At 74.1% G+C, this 18,299-nt stretch carries 20 protein-coding genes; 11 read left to right on the forward strand and 9 right to left on the reverse strand.

Annotation, left to right across the window (positions count from 1 at the left end; all coding sequences use genetic code 11):
• Positions 1 to 103 precede the first annotated feature (103 nt).
• A complete protein-coding gene (locus tag FHX73_RS37415) occupies positions 104 to 628 on the reverse strand; it encodes a pyridoxamine 5'-phosphate oxidase family protein (protein ID WP_211786457.1) in 525 nt (174 codons plus the stop codon).
• 215 nt (positions 629 to 843) lie between these two features.
• Between FHX73_RS37415 and FHX73_RS37420 the strand changes: the two genes are divergently transcribed.
• Complete coding sequence (locus FHX73_RS37420; protein WP_145910505.1) at positions 844 to 1,068, forward strand: hypothetical protein; 225 nt, start codon at positions 844 to 846, stop codon at positions 1,066 to 1,068.
• Positions 1,069 to 1,079: 11 nt separating this feature from the next.
• Positions 1,080 to 2,360: an SPFH domain-containing protein gene (locus FHX73_RS37425; protein ID WP_145910506.1), complete on the forward strand. Its 1,281-nt coding sequence runs from the start codon at positions 1,080 to 1,082 to the stop codon at positions 2,358 to 2,360.
• A gap of 4 nt (positions 2,361 to 2,364) precedes the next feature.
• On the opposite strand, the gene FHX73_RS37430 is transcribed toward FHX73_RS37425, so the two are convergent.
• Together FHX73_RS37430 and FHX73_RS37435 are read right to left on the reverse strand one after the other, a co-directional pair.
• Positions 2,365 to 2,844 (reverse strand): DUF1877 family protein, encoded by a 480-nt coding sequence (locus FHX73_RS37430; protein ID WP_145910507.1) that lies wholly within the window; start codon positions 2,842 to 2,844, stop codon positions 2,365 to 2,367.
• Between the two features lie 34 nt (positions 2,845 to 2,878).
• Entirely contained in the window at positions 2,879 to 3,598 is a 720-nt protein-coding gene (locus tag FHX73_RS37435; protein ID WP_145910508.1) for a Mut7-C RNAse domain-containing protein, read from the reverse strand.
• A gap of 134 nt (positions 3,599 to 3,732) precedes the next feature.
• Here FHX73_RS37435 and FHX73_RS37440 point away from each other — a divergent pair, with 134 nt between their 5' ends.
• A complete protein-coding gene (locus tag FHX73_RS37440) occupies positions 3,733 to 4,386 on the forward strand; it encodes an NAD(P)H-binding protein (protein WP_145910509.1) in 654 nt (217 codons plus the stop codon).
• A gap of 220 nt (positions 4,387 to 4,606) precedes the next feature.
• Here the strand turns inward: FHX73_RS37440 and FHX73_RS37445 are convergent, their stop codons facing one another.
• On the reverse strand, positions 4,607 to 5,176 hold the full coding sequence (locus FHX73_RS37445) for a TetR/AcrR family transcriptional regulator (RefSeq protein WP_145910510.1): 570 nt from the start codon (positions 5,174 to 5,176) through the stop codon (positions 4,607 to 4,609).
• Positions 5,177 to 5,288: 112 nt separating this feature from the next.
• Here FHX73_RS37445 and FHX73_RS37450 point away from each other — a divergent pair, with 112 nt between their 5' ends.
• Positions 5,289 to 6,728, forward strand: a complete 1,440-nt coding sequence (locus FHX73_RS37450) for a zinc-binding dehydrogenase (RefSeq protein WP_145910511.1) — start codon at positions 5,289 to 5,291, stop codon at positions 6,726 to 6,728.
• Between the two features lie 50 nt (positions 6,729 to 6,778).
• Here the strand turns inward: FHX73_RS37450 and FHX73_RS37455 are convergent, their stop codons facing one another.
• Both FHX73_RS37455 and FHX73_RS37460 read right to left on the reverse strand, forming a co-directional pair.
• Positions 6,779 to 7,210 carry a VOC family protein gene (locus FHX73_RS37455; protein ID WP_246214126.1) on the reverse strand — a complete coding sequence of 144 codons (432 nt, stop codon included), beginning with the start codon at positions 7,208 to 7,210 and terminating at the stop codon, positions 6,779 to 6,781.
• A 67-nt stretch (positions 7,211 to 7,277) separates the two neighbouring features.
• Positions 7,278 to 7,718 carry a helix-turn-helix domain-containing protein gene (locus FHX73_RS37460; RefSeq protein WP_145910512.1) on the reverse strand — a complete coding sequence of 147 codons (441 nt, stop codon included), beginning with the start codon at positions 7,716 to 7,718 and terminating at the stop codon, positions 7,278 to 7,280.
• A gap of 191 nt (positions 7,719 to 7,909) precedes the next feature.
• On the opposite strand from FHX73_RS37460, the gene FHX73_RS37465 reads away from it, so the two are divergent.
• Complete coding sequence (locus tag FHX73_RS37465; RefSeq protein ID WP_145910513.1) at positions 7,910 to 8,293, forward strand: hypothetical protein; 384 nt, start codon at positions 7,910 to 7,912, stop codon at positions 8,291 to 8,293.
• Between the two features lie 62 nt (positions 8,294 to 8,355).
• Here FHX73_RS37465 and FHX73_RS37470 read toward each other — a convergent pair whose 3' ends face one another.
• The gene (locus FHX73_RS37470) at positions 8,356 to 9,723 is read right to left on the reverse strand and encodes a cation:dicarboxylate symporter family transporter (RefSeq protein ID WP_145910514.1); all 1,368 of its coding nucleotides are present in this window, start codon (positions 9,721 to 9,723) and stop codon (positions 8,356 to 8,358) included.
• 109 nt (positions 9,724 to 9,832) lie between these two features.
• On the opposite strand from FHX73_RS37470, the gene FHX73_RS37475 reads away from it, so the two are divergent.
• Together FHX73_RS37475 and FHX73_RS37480 are read left to right on the forward strand one after the other, a co-directional pair.
• A complete protein-coding gene (locus tag FHX73_RS37475) occupies positions 9,833 to 11,509 on the forward strand; it encodes a sensor histidine kinase (RefSeq protein ID WP_145910515.1) in 1,677 nt (558 codons plus the stop codon).
• Positions 11,506 to 12,192 (forward strand): response regulator, encoded by a 687-nt coding sequence (locus tag FHX73_RS37480; protein ID WP_145910516.1) that lies wholly within the window; start codon positions 11,506 to 11,508, stop codon positions 12,190 to 12,192. The genes FHX73_RS37475 and FHX73_RS37480 overlap by 4 nt, the downstream gene beginning before the upstream one ends.
• A gap of 33 nt (positions 12,193 to 12,225) precedes the next feature.
• Here FHX73_RS37480 and FHX73_RS37485 read toward each other — a convergent pair whose 3' ends face one another.
• Positions 12,226 to 13,950 (reverse strand): SpoIIE family protein phosphatase, encoded by a 1,725-nt coding sequence (locus tag FHX73_RS37485; protein WP_145910517.1) that lies wholly within the window; start codon positions 13,948 to 13,950, stop codon positions 12,226 to 12,228.
• Between the two features lie 168 nt (positions 13,951 to 14,118).
• On the opposite strand from FHX73_RS37485, the gene FHX73_RS47575 reads away from it, so the two are divergent.
• The 4 genes from FHX73_RS47575 (at position 14,119) to FHX73_RS37505 (ending at position 17,973) form a co-directional block, all read left to right on the forward strand.
• Positions 14,119 to 14,241: a hypothetical protein gene (locus tag FHX73_RS47575; protein WP_342795359.1), complete on the forward strand. Its 123-nt coding sequence runs from the start codon at positions 14,119 to 14,121 to the stop codon at positions 14,239 to 14,241.
• Between the two features lie 81 nt (positions 14,242 to 14,322).
• On the forward strand, positions 14,323 to 16,407 hold the full coding sequence (locus tag FHX73_RS37495; RefSeq protein WP_170305257.1) for a carbohydrate binding domain-containing protein: 2,085 nt from the start codon (positions 14,323 to 14,325) through the stop codon (positions 16,405 to 16,407).
• A gap of 82 nt (positions 16,408 to 16,489) precedes the next feature.
• On the forward strand, positions 16,490 to 17,554 hold the full coding sequence (locus FHX73_RS37500; protein WP_145910520.1) for an AI-2E family transporter: 1,065 nt from the start codon (positions 16,490 to 16,492) through the stop codon (positions 17,552 to 17,554).
• Entirely contained in the window at positions 17,551 to 17,973 is a 423-nt protein-coding gene (locus FHX73_RS37505; RefSeq protein ID WP_170305258.1) for an HIT family protein, read from the forward strand. The genes FHX73_RS37500 and FHX73_RS37505 overlap by 4 nt, the downstream gene beginning before the upstream one ends.
• Before the next feature lie 10 nt (positions 17,974 to 17,983).
• On the opposite strand, the gene FHX73_RS37510 is transcribed toward FHX73_RS37505, so the two are convergent.
• Positions 17,984 to 18,298: an SAV_915 family protein gene (locus FHX73_RS37510; RefSeq protein WP_145910521.1), complete on the reverse strand. Its 315-nt coding sequence runs from the start codon at positions 18,296 to 18,298 to the stop codon at positions 17,984 to 17,986.
• Between the last annotated feature and the right edge of the window lies 1 nt (position 18,299).

The following is an 18,299-nucleotide window of genomic DNA, read 5'->3' on the forward strand; positions in this document are numbered from 1 at the left end:
GACGTCTCCGGGGGCGGTGCGGCTCTCTCCGGTTGTCTGGTGTACGCACAAGTGTAGTCCTGTCAGGGCCCGTTCGTACCCCGGCGGGGAGCGCAAACGCCGGTCACCCGCGCGGGAAGCTCCAGCGGGTCGGCGAGCCGGTGAAGTCGGCGTCGTCGAGCGCGAACACCGAGCGCGGGACGACCCGCAGGGTGGCGTTCACCGCCGGGTCGAGGAACTCCGGGGCGTAGGCGGTCGCGTACTTCTCGTTGAGCGCGGCCAGGAAGAGCGCGATCGGCCCGGGGTCGGTCACCACCGCCGCGTCCCCGTCCAGCACCACCGGCTGGTGCGCGTCGTCCGTGGTCACCGTGCAGGCGGGCCGCCCGGTCAGGTTGCGGTACTTGCGCGAGCGCACGCTGCTGCTGAACCAGAGCGAGCGCCGCAGCCAGACGCCCCAGACCGGCATCGCGTGCGGCCGGCCGTCGGGGCGCACCGAGCTGACCCAGTACTCGTGCGAGTCGGCCAGGCGCCGCTCGGCCCAGAACCACGGCAGCAGCCCCCGGCCCTGGTCGGCGGGCAGCACCCCGTAGCCCGGCATGTGCGGGCGGGCGGCCGGGGGATCCTGCGCCGGGGGATCCTGCTCCGACACTGCGTCAACTCCCTGCGGCCGGGACGGTGGGCGCGCACCACCCTGGCACGGCCGGGCCGCCCGGGGCGGGCGGCGCGCGCGGTGCTGGGCCGCCCGGGTGAGGTGGGGGCGAAGCGCCGCGTTCCGGTCCGGCTCCTTTCCGGCCCGGGATCGTTAGATTGGAGAACAGAGAGCGATGACCGCTGGCGCCGACGGTCCGAGAGCGGGTGAGCCTGATGGGTGTACCGGACGGTGCGGACCAGAGCCCGGTCGGCGCGGTCGGGCGGATCACCGTATCGATCCCCGCGGACGGGCCCGGCGAGGTGCTGGTTCCGGTGCGCGGCGGCAGCGAGGCGTTCGCCGCCTGGGCCGACCGTCCGATCCCGCGGCACACCATGGTGATGGTGGTCGAGCACACCTCGGCCCGTTCGGTCGTCGTCGTTCCGTTCCCCGGCAGCTGAGGAGACCGGCCATGTTGTTCTGGTACGTGCCCGCACCCAACGAGGCCCTGCTGATCTCCGGATCGAAACGGCAGGGCCAGGACACCCAGTTCCGGATCGTCACCGGACACGGCAGCTTCGTGATGCCGGTCAAGCAGAAGGCCCGGATGCTCTCGCTGGCGCTGCGGGAGGCGGAGATCTCCGAGGACTGCGTGACCCAGCAGGGCATCCGGCTGACCGTGCGGGCGGTCACCGTCTTCAAGGTCGGCGACGACCCGGTCTCGATCGCCAACGCGGCCCGCCGCTTCCTCGCCGAGCAGCAGCGGATGGAGGAGCTGGTCGGGCGGATCTTCGCGGGCCACCTGCGGTCCATCGTCGGCGGCCTGACGGTGGAGCAGATCATCCGGGAGCGCGACCGGGTGGCCCAGGAGGTCAAGGCCGGCAGCCACTCCGAGATGGAGAAGCTCGGCATCGTGGTGGACGCGCTGCAGATCCAGGAGATCGAGGACGCCACCGGCTACATCACCAACCTGGCCGCCCCGCACGCCGCCGCGGTGGCCAGTCAGGCCCGGATCGCCCAGGCCCGGGCCGACCAGGAGGCCACCGAGCGCGAGCAGGAGGCCGCGGCGCTGAAGGCCCAGTACGAGCGGGACACCGCGATCAAGCGGGCCGGCTTCGTGGCCGAGACCGAGCGGGCCAACGCCGCCGCGGCGCAGGCCGGTCCGCTGGCCGAGGCCCGGGCCACCCAGGAGGTCATCGAGGAGCAGACCCAGCTGGCCCGCCGGCAGGCCGACCTGGCCGCCCAGCGGCTGGAGGCCGAGGTGCGCCGCCCGGCCGACGCGGAGGCCTACCGCAAGCGCACGCTGTCCGAGGCGCAGCGCGACCAGGCCAAGTTCGAGGCCGAGGGCGAGGCGTACCGGCGCACCACGCTGGCCACCGCGGAGGCGGAGGCGGTCCGGGTGCAGGCCGACGGCGCCGCCTACGCGGAGCGCACCACGGCCGAGGCGCAGGCCGCCGCCAACACCCTGCGGGCCGACTCGCTGCGCGGGGGCGCCCAGGAGCTGATCGCCGCGAACCGGGTGGTGGAGAACCTGCCCACCCTGGTGGACGCGGCGGCCCGCGGCCTGGCCGGTGCCAACCTCACCGTGCTGAACGGCAGCGAGGGGCTCTCCCAGGTGACCTCCGGCATCGTCGGCCAGGGCCTGGCGATCCTGGACGCGCTGCGCCAGGGCACGGCCCGGATGCCGCAGCCGCAGCCGCAGCCGCAGCCGCCGGCGGCGCCGGGTCAGGCGGGTCAGGCGAGCCAGGACTGAGCGGTCAGACCCAGGCGGCCTTGACCACCACGTGGTCGGCGGCCGCCGCCACGCCGTAGAACTCCGCCAGGTCCGCGTGCAGTTGCCGGAAGATCCGCCGCACGTCGGCCTCCGCCCAGCGGGGGCCGTAGCGGGCGTGCGCCGCCGCGCCGCCGGTCGCCCAGAGCTGCTCGAAGGAGACCGCGGCGAGGAACTCGGCCGCGGTACGCACCGCGTCGGCTGTGAGCAGGACCAGCGGGACCTCGGCCTCGGCGGGGTCGCCGACCGGCTGCCCGCCGTTGATCGCCAGGCTCGCGGCGCCGGCCGGGAAGCCCGTGGCCCCGTCGTAGAGCTCCTGCAGGCAGATGAAGTCCGAGTCCATCGAGTGACCGTGCGGGGTGGGCCCGTCCTCCCGCCAGATCCGGAGCATGTACTCGGTGAGCCACGCCTCGTCGGACCGGAGCTCGGCGGCCGGGGCTGACTGGAACTGCAGGTGCATGGACATGGTGCGCAGGCTATCCACCGCCGCCGACAGTCCGTCAGGCGTACTCGCGCAGCGCCTCTTCGACGATCGCGTCCAGCCGGGCGTGGTGGGCGCCGCGCCAGTAGACCTGGTCGCAGTCGCCGCACTGGGCGAAGGCGTCGTAGGAGCGCTCGGTGCCGTCCTCCAGCCGTTCCTGGACCGCCGACTTGGTGGCCGGCCGGAGCATCCCGTTGCACGCGGTGCACCTGGTCCACGGCGCCAGGGCGGGCGCGAACCGGGAGAGCACGTCGCGCAGTTGCTCGTCGGGCCGGTGGCTGTAGACGTAGCCGCCGGCCCACAGCTCGCGGCGGCGCAGCAGGCCGCGGTCGCGGGAGAGCATCACCCGCTGCTCGGCGGCGGAGCGGGCGGCGAGCGCGGCGTCGCCGATGTCGAGGTTCTCGTAGGCGGTGTCCACGCCGAGCAGCCGCAGCCGGCGGGCCAGCGTGCCCAGGTGCACGTCGAGCAGGAAGCGGGCCGGGCCCGGCAGTTGCTGCGGGCGCTGGAAGGCGCGCACCTCGATCTCCTGGCCGGCTGCCGGGACGTGGCCGGGGCGGACCGCCGCGCCGTCCACCAGCAGCTCGCCGACCTCGGTCAGCGGCACGCCGAGCGACTCCACGACGTGGCCGAGCGAGGAGACGCCGTCCACCTGGACCGCCGAGGCCTCGCCGCGCTGGCGGGCCGGGACGAACACGTGCAGCTCGGCCGCGAAGCCGATGGTGATCTCGGGTTTCTCCACCCGGCCAGCATGCCAGCGCCGTGGTGCGCGGGGGAAACGGTTTGCGGTGCGGCCGGTGGCGCGGGGGTGTCCGGTGGGCGGCGCGGCGGAGTGCCTGACGGGCCGTCGGCGGGAGTGCGGCTAGCCTCGGGCGCATGCGCATCGTCATCGCGGGTGGACACGGTCAGATCGCGCGCCGGCTGGAGCGGCTGCTGAGCGCGCGGGGGGACGAGGTCGCGGGGTTGATCCGGCGGCCCGAGCAGGGCGGCGACCTGGAGGCCTGCGGCGCCGAGCCGCTGGTCTGCGACCTGGAGTCGGCGGGGGTGGCGGAGGTGGCCCGGCACCTGGCGGGCGCGCACGCGGCGGTCTTCGCGGCCGGCGCCGGCGGCGGCAGCGGTGCGGACCGCAAGGACACGGTGGACCGGGGCGCCTGCGCGCTGTTCGCCGACGCGGCCGAGGCGGCCGGGGTGCGGCGGTTCCTGGTGGTCTCCTCGATGGGCGCGGACGCCGGGGCGAGCGGCGGCGCCGACCCGGTCTTCGCCGCCTACCTGCGGGCCAAGGGCGCGGCCGACGACGACGTGCGCTCCCGGTCCGGCCTGGACTGGACGGTCCTGCGCCCGGGCGCGCTGACCGACGCGCCCGGCACCGGGCTGGTGAACCTGGCCGCGTCCACCGGGCGGGGCTCGGTCTCCCGGGACGACGTGGCGGCGGTGCTGGCCGCCCTGCTGGACGAGCCGGGCACGGCGGGCCGGACCCTGGAGCTGATCGGCGGCGAGGTGCCGGTGCGGGAGGCGGTGCGGGGGGTCTGAGGCCTGCCGGGCGGGGGGTGGCTGACGCTACGATTCCCGCATGCGTTTAGCCGGGTTCCTCCGCCTGTTCGTCCTCCTGTACAGAGCGGGCGTTCCGCTGTGGCTCGCAGTGGTCTTGTTCCTGGCGGTCGTCCTGATCGGGATCGCCATCAAGGCGCGTCGTTCCTGAAGCAGGATCAGGGACCGTGCCGTCAACGGCACAGCCCCTGCTGATGGTCGGTCAGCCTGCCGGGGTCAGGATCAGCAGTGCCAGCTCCCGCCCGGCGGCGGCCGGATCGCTGGCCGGGCGGGTGGCGCCGGCGGCCATGATGCCGTCGATGATCAGCAGCAACTGGTCCGCGGCGGCGGCCGGTCGGGGGTGGCCGAGCCGGGCCAGCTCGGCCTCGAAGAGGGCGGTCACCTCCGCCCGGTACGCCCGGGTGACGGCGTGCCCGGGGTGGTCGGGGTCGGTCAGCGCCAGGTCCGCGGCCAGGTAGCGGCAGCCCCGGAAGTCGGCCTGGCCGACGACGGACGCAAGGGTGTCGAACACCGCGAGCAGGCGGGCGGTCGGATCCTCGCCGGCCGCCGCCATGGTCGCCCGGTAGGCGGCCGCGTCCTCGGCGGCGCTGCGGCGCAGCACCTCGGCGACCAGGCCGTCCTTGCCGCCGAAGTGCTCGTAAAGCGAGCGCCGCGCCACGTTGGCCGTCTTGAGCAGGGTGTCCACCCCGACGCCGACGCCCTGGCGGTACGTCAACTCCTGTGCGGCGTCGAGCAGGCGGTCGCGCGGGCCGGGCGTGGTGCGGGCGGTCATGGGACCAGCCTGCCAGCTCTTGTCGAGTAGATCAACCGGTCTATATAGTCGCGGCCAGAAGTAGACCGACTGATCTATCTATTTAGCGATCCATCTACTGGGGGGACCCCTCATGTCGGAAGTGCGCGGCACAGCGGCCGTGATCGAACAGTTCAACCACGCCTTCGTCCACCACCTCCCCGACGAGCTCGACGAACTGGTCGGCGAGGAGTGCGTGCTGGAGGGTATCCAGCCGGCGCCGGACGGCGACCGCCACGAGGGGCGGCAGGCGTGCCTGGCGTTCTGGCGGTCGCTGGCCGCCGACCGCGGCACCAGGTTCGCGCCGGAGGAGGTCGTGGTCGCGGGTGAGCACGCGACGATCCGCTGGCGCTACCACTTCGGCGACGGCCCGGCCGACTCGGTCCGGGGCGTCAACCTGATGCGGGTGCGGGACGGCCGGATCGTCGAGGCGTTCGGCTACGGCAAGACGGCCGGCGAGGTACCGCTCGCCACCCCGGACGCGGCCGTGGACGCCGGTTGGGACGGCCGCAGCTACCACGTGGACAGCGGCGCCGGGATCGACGGGCTGACGCTGCGCCGGCACCGGGTCGCGGCGCCGGGGCCCGGCCAGGTCCTGGTGGCCGTCCGGGCGGCGGCGCTGAGCTACCGCGACCTGATGGTGCTGCGCGGCGACTACGTGCTGCCGGTGAAGCCCGACGTGGTGCCGGTGGCGGACGGCGCGGGCGAGGTGGTCGCCGTCGGTGCGGGCGTCCGGTTGGTGCGGATCGGGGACCGGGTCGCGGCCACCGTCTTCCCGCACTGGCAGGACGGCCCGTTCGAGGTCGGGCAACTGGCGCAGCTCGGCGGCTCGTTGGACGGCATGCTGACCGAACTGGCGCTGCTGGACGAGCGCGCGCTGGTGCCGGTGCCCGCGCACCTGTCCTTCGCGGAGGCGGCCACGCTGCCCTGCGCGGCGGTCGCCGCCTGGAACGCGCTGACCGGCGACGGCGGTGCGGGGCTGCGGCCCGGGGAGACCGTGGTGACGCTCGGCACGGGCGGCGTCTCGCTGTTCGCGCTGCAACTCGCCAAGGCGCTCGGGGCGCGGGTGATCGCGACCACCAGCGGGCCGGAGAAGGCGCGCCGCCTGGTCGAGTTGGGCGCGGACGAGGTGGTCGACTACCGGGCGGACCCCGACTGGCCGTCCGTCGTGCGGGAGCTGACCGGCGGCCGGGGCGCCGATCGGGTGGTCGACGTGGTGGGTGACCTGGCGCAGTCGCTCGCCGCCGTGAAGGCCTGCGGGCAGGTCGCCTTCGTGGGGCTGCTCTCCGGGCGGACCCCGGCGCTGGATCCGGGGCGGCTGTTCGCCTCAGGGGCCACCGTCCGGGCCCTGGCGGTCGGCAGCCGGGCGCAGTTCGCGGCGATGAACCGGGTGATCGAGGAGCACCGGATCCGCCCGGTGGTCGACCGGGTGGTGCCGTTCGACCGGGCGCCGGAGGCCTTCCGCCACTACGCCTCGGGGGCGGCGTTCGGCAAGGTGGTGATCGAGACCGCGCAGCCGGTCCGTCGGGTCTGAGCAGCCGTCAGGGGCCCCGCCGAGCGGCGGGGCCCCTGGATGACGTGGTGTCAGGACGGGAAGTCGGGGTTCAGCTGGGTCAGCCGGACGTGGTTGCCGGACGGGTCGCGGAAGCCGCAGTCCCGGCCGTACAGGCGGTCCTCCGGCTTGTCCACGAACTCGACGCCCTGGGCGACCAGTCGGGCGTAGTCGCCGTCGACGTCCTCGGTGGTCAGGAAGACGCTGCCGGCGAAGCCCTTGCCGACCACGTCGAGCACCTGCTCCTGGGTCTTGTCGTCCATGATCGGCTGGCCGGGCAGCGCCATCAGGCAGATCGAGACGTCCGGCTGGCTCACCGGGCCGACCGCGAGCCAGCGGAAGTTGCCCATCTCCGGCACGGTGACGTCGGAAGTGACCTGGAAGCCGACCTTCTTGGTCCAGAACTCCAGCGCCGCGTCCTGGTCGTGCACCCACAGCTGCACCGTGGCGATCTTCATGCTCATGGCTCTGTTCTCCCACTAGTTCTGGTAACTCCTGCGGCGGTCGTTCGCCCGCCCGCAGGACGTACCGTCAATCTATTGCGGGCCCGTCGGCGCCGTCTTCTCGAAACGTGCGGTGTTGCGGGCGGCCGTAGGCGCGCAGCACGCAGCCGGGCACCATCGCGTGCGCGGCGGCCGGCGGGAAGGCGGACCGGTAGGCGGCGGGGGAGCGGCCGTACATCCTGGTGAAGCTGGTGGTGAAGGAGCCGAGGCTGTTCAGGCCGACGTCGAGGCAGATCTGGGCGACCGGCCGGTCGGTGAACCGCAGCAGGTGCGCGGCCCGCTCCAGCCGCCGGGTCAGCAGGTACACGTGCGGGGACTCGCCGAACGCCTGCCGGAACGCCCGGCTGAAGTGGGCCCGGGAGAGCCCGGCCGCCGCCGCCAGGTCGCCCACCCCGAGGGGCTCGGCGTACCTGGCGTCGGCGAGGTCCTTGGCACGGAGGAGGTGGCGGGCGGGTGGAAGGTCGGACATACCGCCCAGGCTAGGCCGGGGCACCGACAGCCGGCGGTGGCTGCTCGATCCAGGACGAAGGTGCCCCCTGCGGCCGTCGCCAGGTCCGCTCCGGTGACCAGGGTGCGCGGCGCCCGTGCCCGCTGCGGGGGTGGTGGGCTGAGTGCGGGCCGAGCGGGTAGACCCGGGGCGAGGGAAGTGAGGTGGCCCCCATGGTCTCCGCGTGGATCACGCTGCTGGCGGTGCTGGCACTGCCTGTGCTGTATGCCGTGGTGGCAATCATCGTGGCGCTCAACCCCTCGAAGCCGGCGCGCAGTTACCCGGCGCCGCGTCCGGCGCCCCCGCCGAGCCCGGCGCCGGCGCCGGCTCCCAGCCCCACGGGCGAGCCCGCCTCGCACCGCGAGTCCGACGCCTGGCTCGCGGCGTACCGACGTGCGCATCCCGATGCCACCCCTGCGATGGAGGCGGCCGCCGCGCACGAGTTCTACGAGGACAGGACGAAGTACCGCGGAATGTCACCGGGCATGAAGTCCGCGCTCAAGGCCATCGAGGAGCAGCAGCGCGGGACCGGCTGGGACGGCGACTGGGCCCGGTGAGGGAGCCACTGCGCTGACCGGGCGTCGACCCCGCCTCGACTGCGAGGCGGGGTCGACGCGTGTCAGGCCGGGCTGCCGACCGCCTCGGGTGCTGCGCCCTGCTCGGGCACGGCGGCGGTGTGGTCGCCGACCGCCGACTCGTCGAAGGGCAGGTCGCCGGCGAGGACCAGCCGGGCGCGGTCGTGGTCCAGCTCGCGGGTCCAGTGGCCGATCAGCACGGTGGCCACCGCGTTGCCCGCGAAGTTGGTGAGGGCGCGGGCCTCGGACATGAAGCGGTCGATGCCGACGATCAGGCCGACCCCGTCCACCAGCTCGGGGCGGTGCGACTGGAGGCCGCCGGCCAGGGTGGCCAGGCCCGCGCCGGTGACGCCGGCCGCGCCCTTGCTGGCGATCACCATGAAGACGAGCAGGGAGATCTGCTGGCCGAGCGCCATCGGCTTGTCCATCGCCTGCGAGATGAAGATCGAGGACATGGTCAGGTAGATCGCGGTGCCGTCGAGGTTGAAGCTGTAGCCGGTCGGCACGGTGATGCCGACGACCGGGCGGCTCACCCCGAGGTGCTCCATCTTGGCGATCAGCCGGGGCAGCGCGCTCTCGGAGGAGGAGGTGGAGAGGATCAGCAGGAACTCCCGGCCGAGGTAGCGCAGCAGGGCCAGCACGTTCACCCCGGCGACCAGCCGGAGCAGCAGGCCGAGCACCACGACCACGAAGATCGCGCAGGTCAGGTAGAAGCCGATCATGATCACGGCGAGGCTCTTCAGCGCGTCCACGCCGGTGGCGCCGACCAGGGCGGCCATCGCGCCGAAGGCGCCGACCGGGGCGACCCACATGATCATCGACATGATCTTGAACACCAGCTTCTGCAGGTGCTCGATGCCGCGCAGCACGGGTGCGCCGGCCGGGCCGAGGGCCTGCAGGGCGAAGCCGGTGAGCAGGGCGACCAGCAGGGTCTGCAGCACCTGGCCCTCGGTGAAGGCCGAGAGCAGCGTGGTCGGGATGATCCCGAGCAGGAAGTCCGTGGTGTGGGTGGCGCCCTGGGCCGCCTGGGCGTGGCCGGCCTTGGCCAGCGCGGTGGTCAGGTGCAGGCCGGAGCCGGGCTCCAGCAGGTTGCCGACCACCAGGCCGATGGCCAGCGCCACCGTGGACATGGCGAGGAAGTAGACGAGAGCCAGCCCGCCGACCCGGCCGACCTTGGCGGCCTTGCTGACCGAGCCGACGCCCAGCACGATCGTGCAGAAGATCACCGGACTGATCATCATCTTGATCAGGTTCACAAAGCCGGTGCCGATCGGCTTCAACTGCACCGCGAAGCCGGGCGCGGCCAGACCGAGCAGGATCCCGGCCAGCACGGCGCCGAGCACCGCGAGGTAGAGGTACTGGGTGCGGTCGCGGCCGGCTCTGCGCGCGGCAGCGGAGGGGGAGTCGGTCATCGGGAGGCTCCTTCGCCTGGGTGGGGGCGGTCTAGATGCTCCAGGCGGATGTGGTGCCGGTCACGTTTGCGGTCATTGAGTTCACGCGCGGTGCGGCAGACTGTCCGACATGCCCACCACACGCCTCCCCGCCCCGCGCCGGCTGCTCCGCAGCCTGGCCGGCCAGCTCTTCGCGGTGCAGGTGGTGATCGTCGCCGTGGTGGTGGCGGGCGGCGCGGTGCTGGCCTACGTGTTCACCGCCGACCAGGCCCGGGACACCGCCGCGCGCCAGGTCACCGCCGTGGCCCGGGCGGTGGCCGACACCCCGAGCGTGCGGGCGGCCGTGACCGGGCCGGACCCGACGGCCGTGCTGGAGCCGTACGCCGAGCGGGTCCGGGTGGACACCGCGGTGGACTTCGTGACCGTGATGGACACCCACGGCATCCGCTGGGCGCACCGCGACCCGGCGCAGATCGGCAAGCCGTTCCTCGGCGACACCGGCCCGGCGCTGCGCGGGCGGACGTTCACCGAGACCTACACCGGCACCCTCGGCCCCTCGGTGCGCGCCGTCACCCCCGTCCTGGACGACCAGGGCCGGGTCACCGCCCTGGTCAGCGTCGGGATCACGGTGCACTCGATCAGCGACCGGCTGCACGGACCGCTGCTCGCCCTGGTCGGGGTGGCCGGCGGCGCGCTGCTGGTCGGCGGGATCGGCACCTACCTGGCCAACGCCCGGCTGCGCCGGCACACCCACGGCATGGGCGCGGCCGAGCTCAGCCACCTCTACGAGTACCACCAGGCCACCCTGCACTCGGTGCGCGAGGGCCTGATCCTGCTCGACCCGGCCGGCCGGGTGGTGCTCTGCAACGACGCGGCGCGCGACCTGTTGGGCCGTCAGATTGCCGAGCCGGGTGCCGAGTTCGGCTCCTGCGGGCTGCCCGAGTCGCTGGTCGCGGCGGTGCTCGGCAGCGAGCCGGTGCACGACGAGGTGCACCTGACCCGGGACCGGGTGCTGGTGGTCAACGCGACGCCGATCGGGCCGAACGCCCTCGGCACCGTGGTCACCCTGCGCGACCACACCGAACTCCAGTCGCTGGCCGGGGAGCTGGACACGGTGCGCGGCTTCGGCGAGGCGCTCGGCGCGCAGGCGCACGAGGCGGCCAACCGGCTGCACGCCGTCGTCTCGCTGGTCGAACTCGGCCGCCACCGGGAGGCGGTGGAGTTCGCCACCACCGAACTCGCGCTCGCTCAGCGGCTCACCGACCAGGTCGTCTCGGCGGTCGGTGAACCGGTGCTGAGCGCACTGCTGCTGGGCAAGGCGGCGCAGGCGGCCGAGAGCGGGGTCGAGTTCCACCTCACCCCGGACAGCCGGATCGACGACGGGGTGCTGCCGCCCCGGCTGCCCGCCCGCGACCTGGTCACCATCCTCGGCAACCTGATCGACAACGCGCTGGACGCCGCGCTGCTGGCCGCCTCGCCGGACGGCGCCGCGCCCGAGGTGGTGGTCACCGCCAGGGCGGCCGACGGCGAACTGCTGCTGCGGGTCGCCGACAGCGGCCCCGGGATCGACCCGGCCGAGGTCGGCGAGGTGTTCCGGCGCGGCTGGTCCACCAAGCAGCAGGCCGGCCACGGCCTCGGGCTGGCCCTGGTCGCCCAGGCGGCCCGGCGCAACGGCGGCACGGTGGAGGTGGGGAGGGAGCGCGGCGCGGTGCTCACCGTCCGCCTCCCGCTCGAACAGGTCGACCAAGTCGAACACGTCGACCAGGCCGAGCAGACCGAGCAGGCGGAGCAGGCGGTGGTCCGGTGATCGAGGTCCTGGTCGTGGAGGACGATCCGGTCGCCGCCGACGCCCACGCGCTCTACGTCAACCGCGCCGAGGGCTTCCACGCGGCCGGCGCCGTGCACTCCGCGCGCGACGCCCTGCGCTTCCTCGACCGGGCCCGGGCCGAGGGCCGGCCGGTGGACCTGGTGCTGCTCGACCTGCACCTGCCCGACGGCCACGGCCTGCGCCTGGTCGGCCTGTTCCGGGCCGCCGGGCACCAGGTGGACGTGATGGCGGTGACCTCGGCCCGGGAGCTGGAGACCGTGCGCCGGGCCGTCTCGGTCGGCGTGGTGCAGTACCTGCTCAAGCCGTTCGGCGCCGCCACCCTGCACGAGCGGCTGGAGCGCTACGCCCGCTACCGCGCCACCCTGGCCGGCCCGGGCGTGGCGACCGGGCAGGACGAGGTGGACCAGGCCTTCGCCGTGCTGCGCACCGCCGAGCGCACCGCCCTGCCCAAGGGCCTGAGCGCGGAGACCCTGGACGCGGTGGCCCGGGTGCTGCGCGCGGCGCCGGGCAGCGTCACCGCCGCCGAGGCGGGCGCGGCGGCCGGCGTCTCGCGGATCACCGCGCGCCGCTACCTGGAGCACCTGGTGACCGTCGGCCTGGCGGTCCGCGAGCCGCGCTACGGCCAGGTGGGGCGCCCGGAGCTGGGCTACCGCACCCGCTGACGGGCCGTCAGGAGCACGGGGCACGACGGCCCGTCAGGAGCGGATCCGGGCCCGGGCGGCGAGCAGCGCGATGTCGTCCTCGGCGTCCTGCGGGGTGAGCCCGCGCAGGGTGGCGTCCAGCAGGTCGTCCAGGTCGCCGCCGACCGGCAGGTGCAGCCCGGCGAGCCGGGCGAGCGAGGCGTCGATGTCCTCGCCCCGGCGCTCCACCAGGCCGTCGGTGTAGAGCATCAGCACCTGGCCGGGCGCCAGTTCGCGGGTGGTCTGCTCGTAGCCGCCCAGGCCGGTGCCGAGCGGCGGTCCGGTCGGCACGTCCAGCAGCTCGATCGGGCGGTCGGCGGTGAGCAGCGCGGGCGGCAGGTGGCCGGCGCTGGAGAGGGTCCAGCGCTGCCGGGCCGGGTCGGCCAGCGCCAGCAGGCAGGTGGCGGGCCGGGCGGACTCGTTCTCCGAGATCAGGTGGTCCAGCTGGCGCAGGATCCGGTGCGGCGGCAGGTCCATCGAGGCCACGTAGCGCAGCATCGAGCGGTAGCTGCTCATGTCCACGGCGGCCTCCACGCCGTGCCCCATCACGTCGCCCATCACCAGCAGGGTGCGCCCGAAGGGCAGCCGCACCGTCTCGTACCAGTCGCCGCCGACCACCGAGCTGGTGCCGGAGGGCAGGTAGCGCGAGGCCAGTTCCAGGTTGGGGTGCGGGCTGCCCGGTTCGGCCAGCAGGGCGCGCTGCAGCTCCAGGGCGATGCCCTGGGAGCGGGTGTAGCGGCGGGCGTTGTCGATGCTGAGCGCCGCCCGGCCGGCCAGGTCCTGGACCAGCACCACGTCGTCGTCGGTGAACCCGGAGGGCGAGGCCTCGCCGGTGCGGGCCAGCGAGAGCATGCCGATCAGCTGGCCCCGGGCGGTCAGCGGCACCTCCAGCAGCGCGTCCACCCCGGCGGCCCGGTAGGCGGCGGCGGTGGCCGGGTCGGCGGCGGCGCCGGTCAGCTCCTGCGGCGTCAGCTGGTTGACCGCGACGGGCTTGCCGGTAGCCAGGCAGCGGGCGGCGGCCGTGCCGGGCAGGTAGCGGATCGATTCGCCCGGCAGGGCCAGCTCGGCCAGCCGGCCGCGCAGGTGCGGGGCGCGGGCCACGGCGGTGCGCCGCAGCCGGGGCACGCTGCCGCCGGCTCCGCTGTCCCGCACGGCCGCCTCCGGCGGCAGCACGTCGATGGTGGCCAGGTCGGCCAGCCGGGGCACGGTGAAGTCGGCCAGTTCGGTGCAGGTGGTGCCGATGTCCAGGGTGGTGCCGATCCGCTCGGCGGCGGCGTCCAGCAGGGTCAGCCGGGCCCGGGCGTGCTCCAGGTCGTGGCGGTCCGGGGCCGGTTCGACCGTGGTCACCGCGATCACCAGGCCGACCGGGCGGCCGTGCAGCTCCAGCCGCCGGGCCACGGCGGTGAGCGGGCGCCTGGCCCGGTCGCCGGGGTGGGGCAGCGGCAGCAGGTCGCTGACGGGCAGCGTCCGGGTGCGGCCGTCGGCCAGCACCCGTTCCAGGGTCCGGGCCGAGCGGGGGCCCAGCACACTGCCCGTCAGCTGTTCGGCCGGGTGGCCGGTCAGCCGCTGCACGGCCGGGTTGACGTACCGCCAGCGCAGCCGGAGGTCGAGCAGGGCCAGCCCGAACGGCGCCTGGTCGGTGAGGGCCGACAGCAGGTCCACCGGATCGGCACCCAACTCGGCGGCGGCCGCCTCGATCAGTCCCCCGTCGGCCCGCCGGTCTGGATCCGCAGGGTCCACCCGCCACCTCCTCCACCGTCGGTGAGCTGCCCTGATAGGTGATCACGTTAACGGACGCGGCCCGCTTCCACGTCTGAGGGACAGTATGTCGGCTCGGTCCGGGCGGCGGAGGTGACCGGGAGCCGTCGGAAAGGGGTTCAGTTGGTGGAAGCCGAGGTGGACCCGTCAGTGGACCGACTGGTTGCGACCGCCGCCGCGGTGGCCAATGCGGTGGCCAACGCGGTGGTCGCCGCGGTCGCCACCGCGGCGGTCGGCGCGGTGGTCAAGGCAGCGCGTGGGAACGGCCCTTGACGGCGCGATAGGTCTAGTCCATTGTCAAGCCCGTATCAACTGCCACGCGTCGCCCCCACCGTTCGCTCGCAGGAGGATCCATTGCCCCGCCATGCCGTCCGCCGGCGCCCGCGCTCCCTGCTCGCCCTGCTGACCAGCGGCGCCCTGCTGCTCGGCGGCTCGCTCGCGGCCACCGGCGCCGCCCGCGCCGACAGCGCCAACCTGGTGACCAACCCCGGTTTCGAGACCGGTGACCTGACCGGCTGGAGCTGCGACGCCGGCACCGCCACCGTGGTCCACTCGCCGGTGCACTCCGGCAACGACGCCCTGGCCGGCGCCGCGAGCGGCTCCGACGACGCCCAGTGCACCCAGACCGTCGCCGTGCAGCCCAACTCCGCCTACACGCTGAGCGCCTGGGTGCAGGGCGCCTACGTCTACCTGGGCGCGCAGAACCTCGGCAACGCCGCCTGGACCCCGTCGGCCACCGGCTGGCAGCAGCTCAGCACCGGTTTCACCACCGGCGCGACCACCACCTCGGTCACCCTCTACCTGCACGGCTGGTACGGCGAGGGCAGCTACTACGCCGACGACGTGCAGCTCACCGGCCCGGCCGGCGGGGGCGGCGGCAACCAGACCCCCGCCACCCCGACCGGACTCGCCGTCACCGCCACCACCAGCTCCAGCGTCTCGCTCGCCTGGACCGAGCCGGCCACCGGCAGCGCCGCCACCGGCTACAAGGTCTACGACGGCTCGACCGCCGTAGCCACCCCGAGCACCACCTCGGCGACCCTCACCGGCCTGGCCGCCGGCAGCACCCACAGCTACACCGTCACCGCCCTGGACGCGGCCGGCCACGAGTCCGCCCCCTCCGCCGCCGTCACCGCCACCACCCAGGGCTCCGGCGGCGGTGGCACCGCGCCCTGGCACCCCAACTACCTGGCGATCGGCAGCGTCTACACCCCCGGCCCGAACGTGGACTCGTTCTTCAGCAGCTGGGGCACCCACGGCAAGCTGCCCGACTACGGGTACGAGTACCTGGTCGGCAACGACATGCCGAACTGGGCCGCGACCACCACCACGATGGTCCAGCACTCCGAACAGCTCGGCATGACCCCGGTGCTGACGGAGTACGGCATGAACGGCAACATCGACGGCACCAGCGTCGACTGGACCAACATGCAGAACTCCGGCTGGCTCACCAGCTACTTCCAGGCCCTGAAGAACGCCGCCACCGCCGCCAACGCGGCCTCCGGCGGCAAGCCGGTCGGCTGGGTGATCGAGCCCGACATGATGGGCTACCTGCAGCAGAACTACGGCAGCGACGCCACCAAGATGGCCGCCGCGACCAGCGCCGTCTACTCCTCCGGAGTGCTCACCAGCGGCACCGACCCGGCCTTCGACAACACCCTCAAGGGCCTGGTCGAGGCGATCAGCTACACCGTCAAGAAGTACGACCCCAGCGCCTTCCTCGGCTGGGAGGTCAACACCTGGGGCGTGCGCGACGCGCTGAAGGACACCGACACCATGGGCTGGACCGCCGGCCGCCAGTCGGTGGTCAACACGGCGAACCAGGTGGCCGCCTTCCTGAAGACCGCCGACCTCGGCTACCAGGCCGACTTCGTCGCCTTCGACCAGTGGGGCCAGGACTACGGCGTGCTGCGCGACCCGAACCCGGCCGGCGACGTCCGCTACCTGAACGCCGCGCACTGGAGCAACTACCTGCTCTACGTCCAGACGATCCGTCAGGACCTCGGGCTGCCCGCCGTGCTCTGGCAGCTCGCGGTCGGCCACCTCAACTCCACGCACACCCCGAGCCCGACGTACTTCAACGCCTCCGGCACCTTCCCCGACCTGGACAACGTCACCCAGGAGCAGGCCGAGGACTCCTCCTCGACCTTCTGGTACGGCGACTCCTTCACCTCCAGCGGAAACAACCTGGCCTTCTACTCCAGCAACCCGGGCAACGACCCCAAGGTGTCGGTGAACGGAAGCACCGTCACCTGGGGCTCGCACCTGCCCGAGGCGGCGGCCGCCGGCGTGGTCGCCATCCTGTTCGGGGCCGGCACCGGCACCAGCACCTACGGCGTGCCGGAGACCTCCGGGGCCGACCAGACGGCGCCCGGCGACTTCGGGTACTGGGCCACCCGCACCCAGTCCTACCTGGCCGCGCCCACCCCGCTGCCGTGATGCTCCGTCAATAGGATTAACACGGTGCCCCCGTACCGCGCGGTGCGGGGGCACCCGCCGGTCCGGACCGCAGACTGCCGTCATGGAGCGATCGAGCAGGGGCGGCCGCCCGGTGGCGCCCGGGCTGCAACGCGCGGCCGGGTACACCTGGCGGCTGCTGGTGCTGGCCGCAGCGCTCTACCTGGTGCTGCTGGTGCTCGGCCGGCTGGTGCTGCCGGTGGTGGCGGTCTTCGTCGCGCTGGTGTTCACCTCGGTGCTGCGCCCGGTGGCCGACCTGGCGGCCCGCCGACTGCCCCGCTCGCTGGCCGTCGCGGTGGCGGTGCTCGGCTCCCTGCTGCTGCTCGCCGGGCTGCTCGCGGGCATCGGCGCCTCGGTGGCCGACCAGTGGAACAGCCTGGTCAACGAGTTCCGCGGCGGCGTCGGGCGGATCGAGCACTGGCTGGAGGGCGCGCCGTTCCACGTCCGCCCGCAGACCGCCACCCAGCTGCAGAACAAGCTCGGCTCCTACCTGTCCGCGCACAAGGCCACCCTGATCAACACCGCGGTCAGCCAGGCGGGGAAGGTGGTGGAGGCGGCCACCGGCGCGGCGCTGGCACTGTTCTGCTCGATCTTCTTCACCCACTCCGGCGACCGGATGTGGGCCTGGCTGCTGGGCCAGCTCCCGTCCGGCGTCCGCGGCACCTGGGACCGCGGCGGGCGGACCGCCTGGCGCACCTTCGCCGGCTACACCCGCGGCATCGTGATCGTCGCGGCCAGCAACGCGGTGCTGGTCGGCATCGCGCTGGCGCTGCTGCGGGTGCCGCTGGTGGTGCCGCTGGTGGTGCTGGAGTTCTTCGCCACCCTGGTGCCGCTGATCGGCTCGCCGATCGCGATGGTGATCGCGGCGGTGGTGGCGCTGGCTTCGCGCGGGCCGGTGACGGCGGCGGTCGTGCTCGTCCTGATCGTGGTGATCGGCCAGATCGAGGGCCACGTGCTGCACCCGGTGGTGATGAGCTGGGCGATCCGGATCCACCCGGTGGCGGTGGCGCTCTCGGTGATCGCCGGCGGCATCCTGGCCGGGGTGATCGGCGCGGTGGTGGCGCTGCCGCTGGTCTCGGTGCTCTGGGCGGTGATCAGCGAACTGCGGGCGGGAGGTGACGACCCGTGACCGGCTGCCTGTTCTGCTCCTTCGTGGCGGATCCGGCCGGCTCGGACCTGGTGGAGGTGCACCGCGACGAGGTGGCGCTGGCGTTCCTGGACCACCGGCCGCTCTTCCCCGGGCACCTGCTGGTGGTGCCGGTGCGTCACGTGGCGGTGCTGACCGAGCTGCCGGCCGAGCTGACCGGTCCGTTCTTCGAGCGGGTGCGCCGGCTCACCGCGGCGGTGGAGGAGGGCACCGGCGCGCGGGGCTCGTTCGTGGCGATGAACAACCGGGTCAGCCAGTCGGTGCCGCACCTGCACGTGCACGTGGTGCCGCGCAACCCGAAGGACGGGCTGCGCGGCTTCTTCTGGCCGCGCACCCGCTACCCGGACCGGGCCGCGGCCGAACGGGTGGCGGCCGCCGTGCGGGCCGCGCTGCGGCCGTGAGCCGCGGCTGCTACCCGGCCGGGACCGGGGCCGGCAGCGGCGTCGGGGCCAGCGGGCGCGGGGCGGGGGCGACCAGTTGCGGGTCGACGGTGAGCAGCGCCACCCCGAGCGGTTCGGCGAGCTCGCGCAGCGCGGTCGGGCACAGGGTGGTCCAGGGCTGCTCCGGGCCGAGCGCGGCGCCGAGCCGCTCGACGGTGCTGAAGGCGACGGCGGTGCGCTCGCCCAGCGGGGTGCGGAAGAGGCGGAGGGTGAGACCCGCCGGACCGGGCCTGACCGGGATGACTAGCTCGGGTTCCTCGGCGCCGGTGGTGCTGCGCTGGTCCATG

The organism is Kitasatospora viridis, assembly GCF_007829815.1.
GTDB lineage: Bacteria > Actinomycetota > Actinomycetes > Streptomycetales > Streptomycetaceae > Kitasatospora > Kitasatospora viridis.